The sequence below is a fragment of the Formosa sediminum genome (assembly GCF_007197735.1).
Taxonomy (GTDB): domain Bacteria; phylum Bacteroidota; class Bacteroidia; order Flavobacteriales; family Flavobacteriaceae; genus Formosa; species Formosa sediminum.
In genome coordinates this window covers 1,527,038-1,545,334 of sequence record NZ_CP041637.1, presented here as the reverse complement: position 1 = coordinate 1,545,334, position 18,297 = coordinate 1,527,038, and the positions used below count along the sequence as shown (strand labels likewise).

Below are 18,297 nucleotides of genomic sequence, written 5' to 3'. Positions count from 1 at the left end.
CTTTTTAAATTAGTTAAAAAGTCTTTTTATATATTGTTTTATTTTTGATTTACAAGACACATTTTTACTTTGATTTATCTTTTTCGTTTGAATTATCTTATTAGTTAGGTAATCTTGTATTGTTTCTTGCGCCTCTTTTAATCCGCCATGTTGGGCAATCATTAAATTTGTTTCAATAATCATTTCATCAATCAAAGCTGTTGTTTTAGCATCTTCATGTATATAAGCATGTGCTAAACTTTCCTTAATTCTATCAAACTTAAATTGTTTTGCTATTTTAATCCACAAGTCAACATCCATACAAATGTTTAAATCTGCATTTAATGGGCCACAAGTATCCCAGGCTTTTTTAGAAAAGAATGCTGCAGGTTGCATAAAATTCTTTCCTTTATTCCAATAAAAAAGATCTTTTAAAGTAATAGGTTCGTAATAATCTGGGGTGTAAATAATTTCTTTATCTAAATTCACTTTGTGGCCAATACCCACAAGTATACCAATGTCGTCTGTCCAGTTATACTCGCCTACTTTTTTTAAAGCATCTGGTAAAAAATAATCATCACTGTTAAGCCAACATACAATATCTCCTGTAGCTCTATTTAAGCCTTTATTAATAGCATCACTTTGTCCTTTATCTTTTTCGCTTACCCAAAAATCGATTTTATCTTCATATTTTTTAATTATATCTACAGAATTATCTGTACTCCCACCATCTATTATAATATATTCAAGATTATCGTAACCTTGATTTATTACAGATAAAATGGTTTCTTCAATAAATTTACCTTGATTATATGAAGGAGTTATTACGCTTATTTTAGGATAGATTTCAGACATTAATTTATAGTTTTATAGTTTTCTGTTATAAAGGATTCAGGCTCCCAAAAATATTTTTCGACTTTTTTAAGTTCTTCCTCATTAAAATTCCACCATTCTATCTTGTTTAATTTTTCAATCTGATTTTCTTCAAATCTGTATTTAATTACTTTAATAGGACAACCTACCGCAATAGCATATTCTGGAATATCTTTATTAACTACTGCACCAGCTCCAATAATGGCTCCATTGCCAATATTAACCCCATCTAGAATAGTAACATTAGCCCCTATAAACACATCGTTACCTATAGAGATTGGTTTATATTCTTCTATTTTATCATGATCAGAAAAAGTCATCCCATTTTGTTTTTTCGACGAATAAAACATAGGATGGGTACTTAGTCCATTAGTTGGATGTATGCCCCAACCACACAATAAATTTGGACCAATAGAACAAAACTTACCTATTTGTGTATTAATTATATTAGACTTTTTTGATATGTACGTGTAATCACCAATTTTTGAATTTTTCATATTAGAAGGCGATTGAATTTTAATATGCTTTCCTAATGATACATTTACTTTTCTTCCTTGAATAATATTCAATTGAAGCTCATGTTTAGAAACACTAGAGATTTCGGGTAATATTTTTATTAAATATTTTCTTAATATGAGTACTACTCTTTTTTTAAAATTTGTGGATAGCATTATTTAATAAGTTATTATTGTTTTAATTCTAAATAAAAACTTAATTAGAATAATTTATATTTTACATTAAAAAATCTATTAAGATATTTTAAACATCGTAATTAAATAATTTTAAAGCAGAAGAAGATTCTTCATTAAAATAAGAGATAAGTTCTAAAGGCATTTCTGATTTATATGAGCCACTCTTTCCTTTTCTGAAAAATTTAACCCCTTTATCTCCTTCCCACATTTTGTTTCCTAATCCTCCAGTTTGTTTAACTCTTTTTCTCATTTTATCAATTTCATTACCAACAATAACTTTGTTTAGCAATTCTTCTGATCTTTCAATATTAACGAACGAACAAATTTTATTTAATTCTATTAAAGGTTGATTTAATAAATCTTCATAACGAATTATTAAAATGTCTGCATTATAAGGGTTTTTCTGCCAAGAATTAACATGTTCTACCCATTTTGCAGGATATACATTCTTTCCATATTTCACCATTTCTTCCAACGTAACATCAACCCCTAGATTTTTATTAAAATGATAATACGAAACCATAGCATCTCTACCATCTCTTACTAAATATATAACTTTTTTATAATTGGGTTTGGGAAGATGATGAGTTTTAAAAAAATTGATAACACCAAAACGTTTATAATATTTTCTAGCATGTACATCTGGCACAATTTCTTGAGCTAATTTATCTGGCATAAATTCTGTATCAATACCATATAAAACTCCTGCCATTAGCGATTGCATCCAAGTATTACCAGATTTAGGAAAACCAACAATAAATACATCATCTACTTTTGTTGTATCTATTTCTTCTAAAAACTCATCATCTATTATTTTTGTTATAACAGAATTCGTTTTAGAATCTACTAAGTTTCCAATGTATCTTTTAGGGTTTTTAAGTAAGTTTAATATATTAATAAGTTTCATTTATTAACCTGTTTTTTGTTTGTGTTAAATAATATAAAAAATAGAATATCGAATAATTGTATGATTAATTTCAAATTGCATAGTACTTACCAATCCTTCTCATCATAAAATTTTTTCCAAACATTTTCAGTTCCCTTTTTTATTTTTTGTATTTCATCATTGGATAATCTCTTTTTCCATGTTTTTATATTTTCTAAAGAATTTCTTTTAGTATTAAAAACTTCTGTTGAGTTTTCTATAACTTTTAAATCAACTTTTGCATTCGTCGTTTGAAATATATAATCTTCAACATTTGAATCCATTGTTAACCCAATTTTTGAGAATATTCTTTTAAATTCTTGTTTAGGATTCATTGATAATTCTTCGTGTTTAACAAAGCACCAATCATTTTCATATTTTCTTCTATAGAAAAATATTGTATCATGTATTATATTCCAGAGTAAAATACCTTGATCAATTATGTCTTTCTTGTTTTTTGAAAAATCATTAATTAAAGCTTCATAATCCTTCAAGTAAGTGTTCATTAAAACAGGTTGATTTAAAAATTCATTAAAATCGAATTGCCAATTTTTAACTTTTAAACTTGCAACAAAGGCAGCTGGATGTCTAATTAGAACAACTATATCAATATCATAATTCATATAAATCCATTCAGTAGACATAATAGCAATAGGGTCTTTAATTATAGTTCTATTTACCTTTCTACACTTTAAATCTAACAAATAATGATAAAGAGCTTTTGGCGTTCGCGTCTTTAATAATTTATTAAAAGAATCTTTATTAAATACTTTATAAAAAGAATCTATATATGCTTTAGAATCCTTTTGGTGTTCAATAGAGCTATCAATTAAGAACTCAAACCAAAACTTAAAAGGAGAATTATCTCGTTTAATACTAATATTAAAAGGTTCATGCACATATCTAACTTTCGGAGCCCTAGCAATTACATTTCCAGTCCATGTTGAACCAGAACGATGAGAACCTGTTACTAAAATATTCTTCTTCATTTGTTTTCGTTATTAAACAACATAATAAATTTTACTCCCAGTCACCCTCAAATTCAACAGGTGGATATAAATCAATTTTACTAAGTATTTGAAAGTCTTGCACTCCTTGAACTCGAAACAAAGGTTTAAACATAAGAGCCTCTGTAACTAAAAATGTAATACTATATATTCCTTTACTTAAATTTATACGTGATATTGTCACTTTGCTTTTATAAAAATTATAAACATCATCGTAATGTGAAATATTTGATTTTAAACCATTTGTATTAATTAATGTACCAATAGGTTTTTGTTCATTATCAAAAATACTTAAAATACAAATTGGATTAGCATACTCTTTTTTTACTTTACATTCTAAATTTATAACTAAATCTTCTAATCTTTTTATCTGAGGTATAGATTCCTGATCATTTGTATTTCCTATAGAAATACTCAATAATTCGGCATGCTCATTCTTAAGATCTAATTGCAATCCATTATTTGCAAGTTTAGAGTAATAAACATCTATAGCATGACTTACGTCATTACCATTATATAAGCAACTTCCATGATCCATTAAAATAATTTTATTACATAATCTTGAAATTTGAGGCATAGCGTGCGACACGAAAATAACAGCTGTTGTTTTCAATAATTCATCAATAGTACGAAGACATTTTAATTTAAAGTTCATATCGCCAACAGCTAAAACTTCATCTATAATTAATATATCTGGTTCCATTTGCGCCGCTACGGCAAAGCCCAAACGTACTTTCATCCCAGAGCTATAATTACGTACAGGAGCATCGATAAATTCACCTATTTCAGAAAATTCAATAATTGTTTCAAGCTTCGCATCAATTTCTTTTTTAGAAAAGCCTAAAACTGATCCATTATTATAAATATTTTCTCTACCTGTTAAAATAGGATTAAAGCCCGCTCCTAATTCTATTAATGCACCAACACGTCCATTCATAGTAATTTTACCCTCATCTGGGCGGATTAATCCGTTTAAAATCTTTAATAATGTAGATTTACCTGCACCATTATGGCCAATTAATCCCAAACATTCTCCCCTTCTCAATTCAAAAGATACATCTTTAACCGCCCAAAACTCAGATGGTCGTAATATATTTTGATTAGATTGATTAGTGAAGAGTGCTGAACTCATATCCTTAACCCCATACCAAAGCGACTTTTTAAAATCTTTACTAAATTTTTTTGAGACGTTTTCTACTTTTACTAATACTTCCGACATTTTATGTAAAATTATTACAAATTATTATTGAGAATTAGGTTTAATTTAAGAACCTACCCTTTCTATTATTATTGGCATTATAAAACGGTAAACTATTACTCCTAAACATAAAACTATAAAAGCAATTGCTAGTATACTAAATGTCAATCCTAAATTTGAAACCGGCTGAGCTGATAATAAATTACGAGCTGTTTCTATTAAATACGTAAACGGATTAATTTTATTAAAAAACACCAATTTCCCGCTTGTTGGCATAGGATATATTACAGGAGTTAAATACATTAAAAATTGCATACTAAAAGGAATCATTCGGGATATATCTCCATACATCATACCTACAGGCATAAGCAATAAGCCTATAGTAAATCCTGTTATCATTATCCCTAAAATCATGGGTAAAATGGCTAGTCCTTGTAATCCGGGATTTATTTTAAATACAATTAATACAGCAAAAATAATTAAGAGTTTTAAAGACGTGTTAAAAAACAAAGTAAACATACCATGAAATAATAATGACTCTCTAGGAAAATTTAACTTAGCCAAGATACTTTTTCCTGTATTTACACTACGTAAAGGTTGGTTAATCGAATCTGTTAATGTTTGCCACAATAAGGTTCCTATTAATACAAATGCTGGATATGGAATAGGTGTGTTTTTTATAGAAACGGTATTAGAACTATTTAATATAATCCATATTAAAGACGTCATTATAGGAGGAATAAAAGCCCACACTATACCTAAAACAGATTGTCTGTATGCTGCTTTAATATCACGCTTAGCTAATTGTAACCCAAGCGCTTTAGCAGGTGTAATATCTGCAACAATCTCTTTAAACAGTTTTTTAAAAGATAAAGCCGCTTGTGCTTCGTAAATTGTTATTTTTTGATGTTCTATTTTTGAATTCATATATTTCTTATTATCCTAACAATTATTAAAGTTGAAATCAATCAAAAAAATTAAGTGTCTTAAAAATTTAAAATAACGTACTTATTTATAATAATTTTTATACCACGTTATAAAAGCAGAAACACCTGCTTTAACATTGGTTTTTGGTTGATAATTATATTGTGTTTTAAGTTTAGAAACATCTGCATATGTTTGCTTAACATCTCCTGCCTGCATAGGTAACATATCCTTTTTAGCTTCTTTACCTATTACTTCCTCAATTGCTTCTATATAGTCTAACAATTTTACAGGCTGACTATTACCTATGTTGTATAGTTTATATAACTGACTAGAATCTGACGGTTCCAACAAAGTTGAAAGTACTCCTGAAACAATATCACCTATATATGTAAAGTCTCTTGATAAATTCCCATTGTTAAACACCTTTATTGGCTTATCGTTAATAATAGCATCCGTAAATAAAAACATGGCCATATCTGGTCTTCCCCATGGACCATACACTGTAAAGAAACGTAAACCTATAGTTTCAAAACCGTATAGATGACTATAGGTATGCGCCATAAGTTCGTTTGCTTTTTTAGTCGCAGCATACAAACTTATAGGATGATCTACATTAGCAGTCTCTTGAAAAGGAACAGCATCGCTATTTCCATACACACTAGAACTGCTAGCGTAAACCAATTTAGATATGTTGTTATGACGGCAACATTCTAATATATTTAAAAAACCAATCATGTTACTATCGGCATAAGCATTAGGATTTTCTAAAGAATAGCGCACACCTGCTTGAGCAGCCAAATTACAAACCAAGTCTATGGATTGAGATCTAAATAAATTAGGAAGAGCTTCGCGATCTTCTAAATTCATTCTCACAAATTGCATGCGATCTCCATAGCTTGTACTTGAACTTAGGTTTAATTCATTCTCTGCTTGTTCTCTTAGAATTCCTAATTCGGCTAGACGTGCATATTTTAAATTTACATCGTAATAATCATTGATATTATCAATACCTATTACGTTATGCCCTAATGCTAATAATTCTTTAGATACATAGAATCCAATAAACCCTGCTGCACCTGTAACAAGAATAGTTTTACTTTCCATAATTATTGTCCGATTACATAAACTTGAAAACCAATTTTTTCTAAAGCCGGTTTATCTAAAACATTACGCCCATCAAATACAAAGGCTGGTTTTTGCATATTGTCATATACTTTTTGCCAATCGTATGTTTTAAATTCATCCCATTCTGTCAATACAGCTATAGCATGTGCTCCATTTAAAGCTTCATAAGGATCATTTACAACTGTTAATCCTTTTTCGTTAGAAGCAGAATCTCTAGTTTGTAAGTAATCTAAGTCACCATACATTTGTTGTGCGGTTACCTTAGGGTCGTAAGCGACAATATTAGCTTGTTCATCTAACAAAATATCAGCAACATAAATTGCTGCAGATTCTCTTGTATCGTTTGTATCCTTCTTAAATGCCCAGCCTAAAAATGCAATTTTTTTACCAGACACGGTGTTATACAACGTCTTTACAATGTTTTTAGCAAAACGATGTTTTTGGTGATCGTTCATTATAATGACTTGTTCCCAATAATCGGCAACTGCATCTAAACCATATGATTTTGCAATATATACTAAGTTTAAAATATCTTTTTGGAAACAAGATCCTCCGAATCCTACAGACGATTTTAAGAATTTTGGTCCGATACGACTATCTTTCCCAATAGCATTCCCAACTTCATTAACATCGGCACCAGTAACTTCACATAATTCTGATAATGAATTTATTGAAGACACACGCTGCGCTAAAAATGCATTCGCAGTTAATTTAGATAACTCTGAAGACCATAAGTTTGTTGTAATAATATTTTCTTTAGCAACCCAAGAGCCATATACATTAACTAGAGCATCAATAGCTTCTAATCCTTCTGGAGTTTGTTCTCCTCCAATAAGCACACGGTCTGGAGCCATTAAATCTTCTACAGCTGTTCCTTCTGCTAAAAATTCTGGATTAGATAAAATTTGAAACTTCACACCATTTCCTGTGTTATCAAGAATATTTTTCACAGCTTCTGCGGTACGTACTGGTAATGTAGATTTTTCAACAATAATCTTATCACTTTTAGCTACACGAGCAATTTGGCGTGCACACAATTCAATATATTTTAAGTCTGCAGCCATGCCTTTACCTACACCATAAGTTTTGGTAGGCGTATTTACAGAAATGAAAATCATTTCGGCTTCATCGATAGCTTTGTCTACCTCTGTAGAAAAAAACAAGTTTTTTCCTCTAGCTTCACCTACAACCTTATCTAATCCTGGTTCGTAAATTGGCAAATTACCTAAATTACTATCATTCCACGCAGCAATACGTTTTTCATTTAAATCAACTACAGTAACTTTTATTCCTGGGTTTTTTTGAGCAATTACAGCCATTGTTGGGCCACCAACATAACCCGCGCCTATACAGCAAATGTTTTTAATTTTCATTATGATTTATTTAGATAATTTAACTTGTTTTAATTCTGTTTGATTTTCTAGAAACCAAGTATATGTTTGTTTAATGCCTTCTAATAATTCTATTTTATATGCCCAACCTGCATGTTTCAATTTAGAGACATCCATGAGTTTACGTGGCGTACCATCAGGTTTTTCTGAATCCCAGATAATCTCTCCTGTATGACCAACCACATTTTGTATGGTTTCTGCTAACTCTTTTATTGTTACATCTTTACCTGTACCAACATTATATAAATGTTCTGGTAAAACATTGTTTACGGCAAATACTACGGCTTCTGCCATATCGTCTACACATAAAAATTCACGCATTGGCGTCCCGCTACCCCACAGGGTTACTGCTGTATTACCGTTTTCTTTAGCTTCGTGAAATTTACGTAACATTGCAGGTAAAACGTGGGATGTTTTTAAATCGAAATTATCATAAGATCCATATAAATTTGTAGGCATAAGACTTACAAAATCCTTATTATATTGTTTTCTTATGGCTTCGCAGGCTTTAACACCTGTAATTTTAGCTATAGCATACCATTCATTTGTAGGCTCTAAAGAATCTGTAAGTAAATACTCTTCTTTTAATGGTTGAGGCGCAAATTTTGGATAAATACAAGAACTTCCTAAAAAAATAAATTTCTGAACACCATGTTTATGCGCAGCATCTATTAAGTTATTTTGGATTTGTAAATTCTCCATTAAAAATTGATATGGATAATCATTATTTGCTAAAATTCCACCTACACGTGCAGCTGCATCTATAATAACTACAGGTTTCTCTGTACTTATAAATTGAGTGACCGCCACCTGATCTCTTAAGTCTAACTCGGCACTAGTTTTACCAATTAAATTAGTAAATCCATCTGCTTCTAGCGCACGCCAAACAGCAGACCCTACCATACCGCGATGACCAGCTATATATATCTTTGATTTTTTGTCCATAATGGTAAATGATTCTTTATTTACTATTCAAAATAATTTAAAGTATCATAACCTCCTTCTTTAAGAAATTGATCTTTTTGCATTAATTTTAAATCGCTTTGCATCATGTCTTTCACTAGATCTTTTAATTCGTATTCTGGTGTCCAACCTAATTTGTTATTAGCTTTAGATGCATCTCCGATAAGTAAATCAACTTCTGTAGGTCTAAAATATTTAGGATCTACTGCTAATACTTCTTTACCAATTTCTAATTGGAATTCCGGATTATCGCAAGCTGCAACATAAGCTTTCTCATCTACACCCTCACCTTTAAACTCTAATGTAATACCTAGTTCACCAAAAGCCATCTTTACAAAATCTCTAACAGGTGTTGTTTTTCCAGTTGCAATTACCCAGTCTTCTGCTGCTTCTGCTTGAAGAATCAACCACATCATTCTTACATAATCTTTAGCATGACCCCAGTCACGTTGCGCATCAAGATTTCCTAAGAAAAATTTATCTTGTAATCCTAAAGCTATTCTTGAAACTGCTCTAGTAATTTTTCTTGTTACAAAAGTTTCTCCTCGTATTGGAGATTCGTGGTTAAATAAGATACCATTACATGCATACATTCCGTAAGCTTCACGATAATTCACAGTAATCCAGTATGCATACATTTTAGCTACAGCATACGGGCTACGAGGATAAAATGGTGTTGTTTCAGATTGTGGCACTTCTTGTACTTTTCCATACAATTCAGAAGTTGATGCTTGGTAGATACGCGTTTTCTTCTCTAAACCTAGTAAACGTACTGCATCTAAAATACGTAATGTACCTAATCCATCTGCGTTACCTGTATATTCAGGAACTTCAAAAGACACATGTACGTGACTCATAGCTGCAAGATTATAAATTTCGTCTGGCTGAATTTCCTGAATTAAACGAATTAAATTCGTACTATCAGTCATATCTCCATAGTGTAAAAAGAAATTACGACCATCCAAGTGTGGGTCTTGATATAAATGATCAATACGATCTGTATTAAACAATGAAGATCTACGTTTTAAACCATGAACTTCATAGCCCTTTTTTAATAAAAACTCACTTAAATAAGCTCCATCTTGTCCTGTTACTCCTGTAATTAAAGCTACTTTCTTACTCATTGTACATTTTGTATAAATTCTATAATCGTTTTATATATTTTCCCAATACCAAGCTACAGCTTCTTCAAGTCCTTGTTTTATGGTATGGGTTGGTTGGTAATCTAATTTTTGTTGTGCTTTTTCAATACTTGCTAATGAATGTGGAATATCACCGACACGATTAGGCCCATGCACTATATTTATATTGGCAATTTCTGAATCGTAATGAGACAAATATGTTTTTAAATACGATGTTAATTCTAATAGCGTTGTACTTTCTCCTACTGCGGTATTATAAACTTGGTTTAATGCATTTATATTTGAAGTTGAAATGGCCTTCAAATTCATTTGTAACACATTATCTATATATGTAAAGTCTCTAGAATAAGAGCCATCTCCATTAATTATAGGACTTTCATGTTCCATAAATTGCTTTACAAACAAAGGAATAACTGCTGCATAAGCACCTTTAGGATCCTGACGCCGTCCAAATACATTAAAATATCGCAAACCAATAGTATTTAAACCATAAGTGGCATTAAATATATCTGCATATAATTCGTTTACATATTTTGTAATTGCATACGGAGACAAGGGTTTACCAATTTTATTTTCTACTTTTGGCAAAGCTTCAGAATTGCCGTACGTTGAACTACTAGCAGCATACACAAAACGTTTCACTTTTGCATCTCTAGCCGCAACTAACATATTTAGAAACCCATTTACATTTACATCATTGGATGTTATAGGGTCTTCAATAGACCTAGGTACAGACCCTAATGCAGCTTGATGTAACACAAAATCCACTCCATTACAAGCATACTTACACGTATTTAAATCTCTTATATCTCCGGTAATTAAAGTAAACAAAGCATTATTTAAATAGGGCTCTATATTATGCATGTAGCCTGTAGAAAAGTTATCTAAACAAATAACTTTTACATGATTTTCTAGTAAAACTTCTACTAAATTTGAACCTATAAACCCCGCACCACCTGTTACTAAAACAGTATGGTTTTTCAAGTTAGATATGTAGAGTTCTTGTATCACTTGTCTTTAATAATGTATGTATTACAAACGTTTATTTACTATATTATTAGGAAGTATACCTTTAACATCGTAAATAATTCCATCTGCTGCTTTTAACTTTTCTATTTCAAGAGTTAAAAACTCTTTATGAGACACCGCAAGTATGACACTTTGATACCTGTTTTCTTCTAATTTATTTACTAAATCTATTCCGAACTCCTGCTTAACCTCCTGAGGATTTGCCCAAGGATCGAACACATCTACATCGATATGAAAACTATTTAGTCCTTTGTAAATATCAATAGCTTTAGTATTTCTTATATCAGGACAATTTTCTTTAAAAGTTATTCCTAGCATTAAAGCTTTAGCCCCTTTTATACATTGCCCCTGACCAATCATTTCTTTTACAATTTCTTTAGACACGTAATCGCCCATACTATCGTTTAAACGACGTCCTGCCAAAATAATTTCAGAATGGTAACCTACTTCTTGAGCTTTCTGTGCTAAGTAATACGGATCGACACCTATGCAATGTCCGCCAACCAAGCCTGGTTTAAAAGGCAGAAAATTCCATTTTGTACCTGCTGCTTCTAAAACATCATGCGTATTAATATTTAATAAATTGAATATTTTAGCCAATTCATTTACAAACGCTATATTAATATCTCTCTGACTGTTTTCTATTACTTTTGCTGCTTCAGCAACTTTTATAGACGTTGCTTTAAATGTACCAGCAGTAATTACAGATTGATATAATTGATCTACAACTTCTGCAATTTCTGGCGTAGAACCAGATGTAACCTTCAATATTTTTGCAACTGTATGCTCTTTATCTCCTGGATTAATACGCTCTGGGGAATACCCCGCAAAAAAGTCCAAATTAAAGGTTAAACCACTAAACGCCTCCAAAACCGGCACACATTCATCTTCTGTTACACCAGGATACACAGTAGACTCATAGATAACAATATCTCCTTTTTTCAGGACTTTACCTACTGTTTCAGAAGCTAGTATTAATGGTGTTAAGACAGGTCTATTATTTTTATCTGTAGGTGTTGGTACCGTTACAATAAATATACTAGCTGTTTTTAAACAACCTGAATCATTTGTTGGAAAAAAACCTTTTTCTCCTAACACTAATCCATCTCTATCTAGTAGCACCTTTTTTAAATGCTCTGGACTAACCTCTAAGGTATGATCCTCCCCGCTTGCAAGTTCAGTGATTCGATTTGCATTAATATCAAAACCTATAGTAGTATATTGCTTAGCAAATTCTACAGCCAAAGGCAGACCAACATAACCTAAACCTATAATGGCTACGGTTTTTTCAGAAACTTTTTCCACAAAATCAGAATACATGGTTACTTTAAAAATTTATTAAAAGATCATTAACTATGATAAATTTGATTCTACAAATCAAAACTTAAATAATGACTTTATTTTATATTTTATGAAGAATTTTAAAACTCCATATGATAACAAATATACAATACTTTTTTTCCCTTTTTTATGACTTGTCTATCAATTCGTCGTATATCACAAAACCATTATCATGCTGATAAGAATCAGTAAAGGTAAAATTAACTTTTCTATCTATTTCAGACTCAATTTTACCTGCCATCTGATTAATATACACCGTATTTAACTCCTTTCCCTCCACAACAACATCTATCAATCCAGAATCCAAACCTTCTGCATAATCTCCAATTACTATTACTCTAGACACATGCCCCATTCTAGCTAAAACAGTAGCAACAATAGTATCTAAACCCACGTATTTACGCACCATATTTTGTAACGAACTAAATAACGGATGGTTTGTATTAGCTTTGTAAGTAACCTTATTACGCTCTTTTTCTTTTCCTAGATAACCTGCAGAAGACAATTGATTTAATTCTTTACGAACCGAATTTGTAGACTCATTAAATTCTAACGCTAAACCACGTAAGTACCCACTATTGTTTGCATTAAGAAACAACTTAACAAGTATACGTATTCTAGTTTTTGAAGTAATTAAAGACTCTAACATAAACAGTTTAAAAACGAGTAACAAAACTACTCTTTTTTATTTAACACAAAAGTTTTTTTACTATTGTTTTTTAACGATAACGTTTTAGCTAAGAAGAATTAACGATCCCCTAACAATATATATTAAGAATGTGTTTTTTTAAGTTTTTAAGATCGAATATTATTAAATTCTCAACAATTAAAATCAGTAAAATTATTATTGTCTAAATTAATTTTCAGAATTATATTACACTAAACACCCCTAATAACCTGCGTAATCAAAATTTAGCATTTGTTTAGTTTTTGCATAAACATTTGGGAATTCAAGTCGGAATTCTGATGGTTTTTTTATAAAGGTTTCTAAAATTACTGCAAGAAATTCAAATTGAGTGGTAGATGCATGTCCCCTAAAAAAGTGAGATTGAATCAGTTTTTGACGTAGTGATTCATTATGAGTTAACATAGATGCTAATTCTTTAAATGTATCTGAAAAAATCGTAGAACTAACATCACGTTCTTTCATACAATTTAGATGAATGGCTTGAGAGAATTCATATATACCTAAATTTGTATTTAAATCATTAACATCTAGACTATGTTTAAAATCGCTCCATGAAATTACTAATACTCTCATCATAGGATTTATTTCTCCCGCATGATAAGCATGGTACGTTGCAGAATAAAACGCATCAGGATAAATAAAAATCTTATCTATTAAACCAATAAAAAAGTCTCGAAAACCAAATGTAAGAATCACCGCATGAGCAGAAATCAATAATTTCATTTCACAAGTAACATCTAAATGATCTCGCCCTATAAAATCTTTATCTTTTATAAACGACACTACCCGATGATCAAAATACAATTGTTGTTTAGGAGATAAGTTTCTATAAAAATTAAAATGCTCGCTTAATAACTGCTTATCTTGACTACTTAATTTCTTTTTAGCTACATAAAAATGTACATACATTGGCTTTCTAAAGTAAATAACATATACCATTTCGACCAATTTAAAGACATAGTAAACCAAAAAAAATAGCACTAATAAAAAGAAAGCACCCAAGAAAATTTTACTTGGCATATAAAAATCCTGTATAAATAGAAAAAAATTAATCATAATAAACGATTTAAATTCATAATAACCAAATTAAATTTAAACATAAAAAGCTGATAATCTGACAATAAAGACAACAATTAGACCATCTTACCTATAATATCGTTAACACACTCTTAATAAATATAAATATTTCATTTTATCTTGATTATATGCTTTTAAGCAAAAAATACAAAGTTTAATGCTATAGTAAAATTGAGTACATATTTTTATTTATATTTGCAACTGCTAAATTATCAAACAATTAAATACTTACTTAAAAAAAAGTAGGTTTTGCTTTCACTCTAAAAACATGATACTATGAAAAAAATTTACTATTTAATCCTACTATGTCTAACAATTTCATCAGTTTGTATGGGACAAGCAGCTACAGTAGCAAGCCAGAACTTTGATGGAAATAATGACTCTAATTGGGATACTAATTTTGTTGAAGATAATACGAATTCTTCAACTAGTTGGGGCACTTATAATAGTTTAGGTCCAATTTCAAATGCAGATCCAAACGATTTATTTCTTGGATTTAATAATTCAGCTCCTTTATCTAGTAAATCTAGAAAAACTATAGAATTTTCAAATATTAATGTCCAATACTTTTCTTCATTAGAAATTTCTTTTGATTTTCAATATAGTTTAGCAACCGCTAACGACACATCTGCCGAAATAACAATTGTAACAGTTGATGAAAATGGCAATTTAGACTATATTACTGACACATTTTTAGTTGGAGCCAATACAACCTCAGGCGTAGTTTCCGCTCCTCAAAACTTTAATATTGACTTACTTACTTCTGGAGGAAGTGCTTCGACAGATGACATACAGGAGATTTATATGGAGATTACATTGATCTCTACATCTGCAAGTAATTATCTAGCGATAGATAATGTAGAATTAATAGGAGAAGTAAAATCAGAATTTGATGGTTTAATTTACGACGAGATTAATTATGGCGGATGGAAAAATGGCAATGAACCAGATAACAGCACAACAGCTGAAAATGTTTTAATTATTAATGGCTCTTACACTTTTACAGGTAGAACTAACGTAAATAACCTGACCATATCTAGCGAAGCTAATGTAAGAATAAATTATAATGGCAGAGTCAGAGTTTACGGTAATTTGCTAGTAGACAATAACTTAACAATCACATCAAAATCTGACAGTTACGGTACTCTTCGTGTAGATGGAACAGCCACAGGTTTAGCTACCTATGAAAGATTCACGATGATGGATGGTATTAATGATTTAGTTTCTGCACCACTTTCAGGAATTACATTTGGTGAATTTGCAAGCTCCACTGGTATAAATAATGACAGTTTATACTATAGTCAAAATGATAATAATTTAAAAAAATTCGGTCCATTTGTTAAAACAGCTGGAGTTGGTGGTTCATACGCAAACTGGCACGCCATAAATGACAGCAATGAAATATTAGAATCTGGAGTAGGATACAGAGCATCTACAGTTAGTGGTAATTTACTTTCCTATACAGGTAATGTAGTTACAGAAAATGTAGAAACAGATGTATATTTTAACATAAGTACCCTAGCTTCTCAATGGAATTTAGTTGGAAATCCATATCCATCCTTCATAACCATGACACCTTTCCTTAATGTTAATCAAGATTTATTTCAGGAAGACAAAGTAGCTGTTTATGCTTACAATGGTACAGATTGGACCATTTATAATAATAACAATGCCGTAAACATAGCTCCAGGTCAAGGCTTTTATGTAGCTGTTAATGAAAATATTGCAAATTTAGGAAAATTAGAATTTCGTAGTAGTTGGATGAGACTTAACAATGAAGATGATTTTATTGCAGGACGAACTGAAACAAACTACTTTTTAGATATAGCATTGAATGCAGACGATAAAGAGAAGCACTCAAACCAATTATATTTCAACGAAAATGGTACAAACAACCTTGATAAAGGATATGATAGTTCTATATACGGACTTAATGAAAGTGGATACACATTGTTCACACAGTTAGTTGAAGGTAATACAAATTATAGATTAGCAATACAAACATTAAATCAAGATGAAGTATCTGAAGGAGAAGTATCAGTTCAATTGGGGGTAATAGCACCTGAAGGAAAGAAAATATCAATTAGTATTAAAGAAACTAATTTAGATTCCACAACCAAAGTATACTTAGAGGATACTATAACTGATGAGTGGATATTGTTAAATGATTCACCTTACACATTTGTCACAAACGAAAGTTTAAATGGAGTAGGACGTTTTGTTTTACATATATCAAATGAAAAGTCACTAGGAATAGAAGACAACATTCAAGAAAACCAATTACAGATTTATTCAGGCGAACACTCTATTAAGCTAAAAGGTCAATTAAATAAAAATACTCATTTAAGTGTATTTGATGTTCAAGGGAGACAAATACATTATTCAACTATAAATCAAACAGTTAGCGAATATACTATTGACACAGTAAATTTAAGCAGTGGTATTTATATAATAAGAATAGACAACAACGGAAACAAAATCTCTAAGCGTGTTATTTTAAAATAATATAATTTCAGAAAAACCTATTAATTATGAAAGAAGAAACAAAACATACAAAAATTACTAGAAAGGAAGCCGTAAAAAAAATGGGTAAATATGCAGCTTTTACTGCAATTGGTACGTTTGCTGTATTAAATCCACTAAAGGCACAAACAACTAGTGAACCTATTGGTCCTGGAGGGGGAGGTTTTGGAAGAACGACGACATCTGAAAATGAAACTTTGGATGAAACTACCACTCCTAGTACGTCTAGTACCAATACTCAAGTAGGAAAAACTCAAGTAGACAACAATATTAAGAGTAATTAGTGAAAGCTAACTTAGCTCCTAAATATATACAATCCGCTATCGATTTTAAGATATTATGGTTTGAGAAATCAAACCAATATACAATAATCGATAACGGATTATTCTTTTGTATAGAAACCTATATTGAGTCTGATAATCCTGATGAATGCATAGCCCTTTATCAAGCCACTTTTGATCTCACTAAAGCAGATGCTAAAGCAATATATTTAGATATAACAGAATTCCTTAATGATAGGAATACGCTTATTACACAAACAACTGGTCCGATTTTAAAGTTAAACTATAATAATAGGATTTACTCTAAACAATATGCTATAGGAAAAACAAGTTTTAATGTTCATTATCAATCAGAAGAATTAATTAATTTTATACATCCACAAATACACCATTTAGAAACTACAACTGAAAATAAACCTGATTTTTGGTTTGACATTCAAGTAAAAGACAATGTTATTAGTCTTTTTACTAATAATAAATTTATTAGGTCTTGCGATTCATACAATTTTCACGAGCTTCAAGGCAAATTTAATATGGAATTAATTTGTGGATTGCACCATAAAAAAGAACATGATTGGATTGGGCTTTTTCATGCCTCAACAGTATCTAATGGCAAAAATTCAGTTATGCTTATTGGCACCTCTGGTAGCGGGAAAAGCACATTAACTACGGTCTTAACTCAAAACGGCTATGATTTAATTGCTGATGATACAACTCCTATTTTACGGGCAGATTTTAATACATATTACTTCCCTGGTGGCATATCTGTAAAACCAGGAGCCTTCTCTACATTAAAACCTTTTATTTCCAATTTTGAAAATTTACCCGAGAGCTATTTAAGAGCTCATAAAGGAGGTATAAAATATGTAGCAACACCCATACCCCATCAAAAACATGTGCCATGCAATACCATAGTTTTAATAAATTATCAAACTGAAGCTAAAGTACTCTTAGAAAAAATAGATGCAAAAACTGCTTTAGAAATATTAATACCAGACTCATGGATCTCTCCACAAACTGAGAACGCAGCAGCTTTCCTAAATTGGATTAGTACAGTTAAATTTCTTAAACTAACATACAGTAAAAATGAAGATGCTCTTGAGGTATTTTCAACTATCTTTATAGGCGAATAAGTA

General features: G+C 30.7%; 17 protein-coding genes. 3 read left to right on the top strand and 14 right to left on the bottom strand.

Annotation, left to right across the window (positions count from 1 at the left end; translation table 11 throughout):
- Nucleotides 1–9: 9 nt before the first annotated feature.
- From FNB79_RS06720 to FNB79_RS06655, 14 genes are all read right to left on the bottom strand, one after another.
- A complete protein-coding gene (locus FNB79_RS06720; RefSeq protein WP_143380582.1) occupies nucleotides 10–834 on the bottom strand; it encodes a glycosyltransferase family 2 protein in 825 nt (274 codons plus the stop codon).
- Nucleotides 834–1,421 (bottom strand): CatB-related O-acetyltransferase, encoded by a 588-nt coding sequence (locus FNB79_RS06715; protein ID WP_221932591.1) that lies wholly within the window; start codon nucleotides 1,419–1,421, stop codon nucleotides 834–836. The genes FNB79_RS06720 and FNB79_RS06715 overlap by 1 nt, the downstream gene beginning before the upstream one ends.
- A 190-nt stretch (nucleotides 1,422–1,611) precedes the next feature.
- Entirely contained in the window at nucleotides 1,612–2,451 is an 840-nt protein-coding gene (locus FNB79_RS06710; RefSeq protein WP_143380580.1) for a sulfotransferase domain-containing protein, read from the bottom strand.
- Between the two features lie 86 nt (nucleotides 2,452–2,537).
- The gene (locus FNB79_RS06705) at nucleotides 2,538–3,458 is read right to left on the bottom strand and encodes a sulfotransferase (RefSeq protein WP_143380579.1); all 921 of its coding nucleotides are present in this window, start codon (nucleotides 3,456–3,458) and stop codon (nucleotides 2,538–2,540) included.
- Nucleotides 3,459–3,489: 31 nt separating this feature from the next.
- Nucleotides 3,490–4,695, bottom strand: a complete 1,206-nt coding sequence (locus tag FNB79_RS06700; RefSeq protein ID WP_143380578.1) for an ABC transporter ATP-binding protein — start codon at nucleotides 4,693–4,695, stop codon at nucleotides 3,490–3,492.
- Nucleotides 4,696–4,740: 45 nt separating this feature from the next.
- Nucleotides 4,741–5,601 carry an ABC transporter permease gene (locus tag FNB79_RS06695; RefSeq protein WP_143380577.1) on the bottom strand — a complete coding sequence of 287 codons (861 nt, stop codon included), beginning with the start codon at nucleotides 5,599–5,601 and terminating at the stop codon, nucleotides 4,741–4,743.
- Nucleotides 5,602–5,682: 81 nt separating this feature from the next.
- Nucleotides 5,683–6,705, bottom strand: a complete 1,023-nt coding sequence (locus FNB79_RS06690) for an NAD-dependent epimerase (RefSeq protein ID WP_143380576.1) — start codon at nucleotides 6,703–6,705, stop codon at nucleotides 5,683–5,685.
- Nucleotides 6,706–6,707: 2 nt separating this feature from the next.
- Nucleotides 6,708–8,099: a UDP-glucose 6-dehydrogenase gene (locus FNB79_RS06685; RefSeq protein ID WP_185967852.1), complete on the bottom strand. Its 1,392-nt coding sequence runs from the start codon at nucleotides 8,097–8,099 to the stop codon at nucleotides 6,708–6,710.
- A gap of 6 nt (nucleotides 8,100–8,105) precedes the next feature.
- Nucleotides 8,106–9,062: a GDP-L-fucose synthase family protein gene (locus FNB79_RS06680; protein ID WP_185967851.1), complete on the bottom strand. Its 957-nt coding sequence runs from the start codon at nucleotides 9,060–9,062 to the stop codon at nucleotides 8,106–8,108.
- Nucleotides 9,063–9,085: 23 nt separating this feature from the next.
- On the bottom strand, nucleotides 9,086–10,204 hold the full coding sequence (gene gmd, locus FNB79_RS06675) for a GDP-mannose 4,6-dehydratase (RefSeq protein WP_143380573.1): 1,119 nt from the start codon (nucleotides 10,202–10,204) through the stop codon (nucleotides 9,086–9,088).
- Between the two features lie 30 nt (nucleotides 10,205–10,234).
- Entirely contained in the window at nucleotides 10,235–11,206 is a 972-nt protein-coding gene (locus FNB79_RS06670) for an SDR family oxidoreductase (protein WP_143380572.1), read from the bottom strand.
- A gap of 48 nt (nucleotides 11,207–11,254) precedes the next feature.
- The gene (locus FNB79_RS06665) at nucleotides 11,255–12,571 is read right to left on the bottom strand and encodes a nucleotide sugar dehydrogenase (protein WP_143380571.1); all 1,317 of its coding nucleotides are present in this window, start codon (nucleotides 12,569–12,571) and stop codon (nucleotides 11,255–11,257) included.
- Between the two features lie 148 nt (nucleotides 12,572–12,719).
- The gene (locus FNB79_RS06660) at nucleotides 12,720–13,241 is read right to left on the bottom strand and encodes an ArsR family transcriptional regulator (protein WP_143380570.1); all 522 of its coding nucleotides are present in this window, start codon (nucleotides 13,239–13,241) and stop codon (nucleotides 12,720–12,722) included.
- A 240-nt stretch (nucleotides 13,242–13,481) separates the two neighbouring features.
- Complete coding sequence (locus tag FNB79_RS06655; RefSeq protein ID WP_185967850.1) at nucleotides 13,482–14,219, bottom strand: zinc-dependent peptidase; 738 nt, start codon at nucleotides 14,217–14,219, stop codon at nucleotides 13,482–13,484.
- A gap of 414 nt (nucleotides 14,220–14,633) precedes the next feature.
- Between FNB79_RS06655 and FNB79_RS06650 the strand changes: the two genes are divergently transcribed.
- Genes FNB79_RS06650 through FNB79_RS06640 form a run of 3 tightly spaced genes read left to right on the top strand, consistent with a single transcriptional unit; the run spans nucleotide 14,634 to nucleotide 18,294 of the window.
- Nucleotides 14,634–16,862 carry a T9SS type A sorting domain-containing protein gene (locus FNB79_RS06650; protein WP_143380568.1) on the top strand — a complete coding sequence of 743 codons (2,229 nt, stop codon included), beginning with the start codon at nucleotides 14,634–14,636 and terminating at the stop codon, nucleotides 16,860–16,862.
- Between the two features lie 26 nt (nucleotides 16,863–16,888).
- Nucleotides 16,889–17,164 carry a hypothetical protein gene (locus FNB79_RS06645; RefSeq protein WP_143380567.1) on the top strand — a complete coding sequence of 92 codons (276 nt, stop codon included), beginning with the start codon at nucleotides 16,889–16,891 and terminating at the stop codon, nucleotides 17,162–17,164.
- The gene (locus tag FNB79_RS06640; protein ID WP_143380566.1) at nucleotides 17,164–18,294 is read left to right on the top strand and encodes a phosphoenolpyruvate carboxykinase (ATP); all 1,131 of its coding nucleotides are present in this window, start codon (nucleotides 17,164–17,166) and stop codon (nucleotides 18,292–18,294) included. Before FNB79_RS06645 ends, FNB79_RS06640 begins: the two co-directional genes overlap by 1 nt.
- Nucleotides 18,295–18,297: the final 3 nt, after the last annotated feature.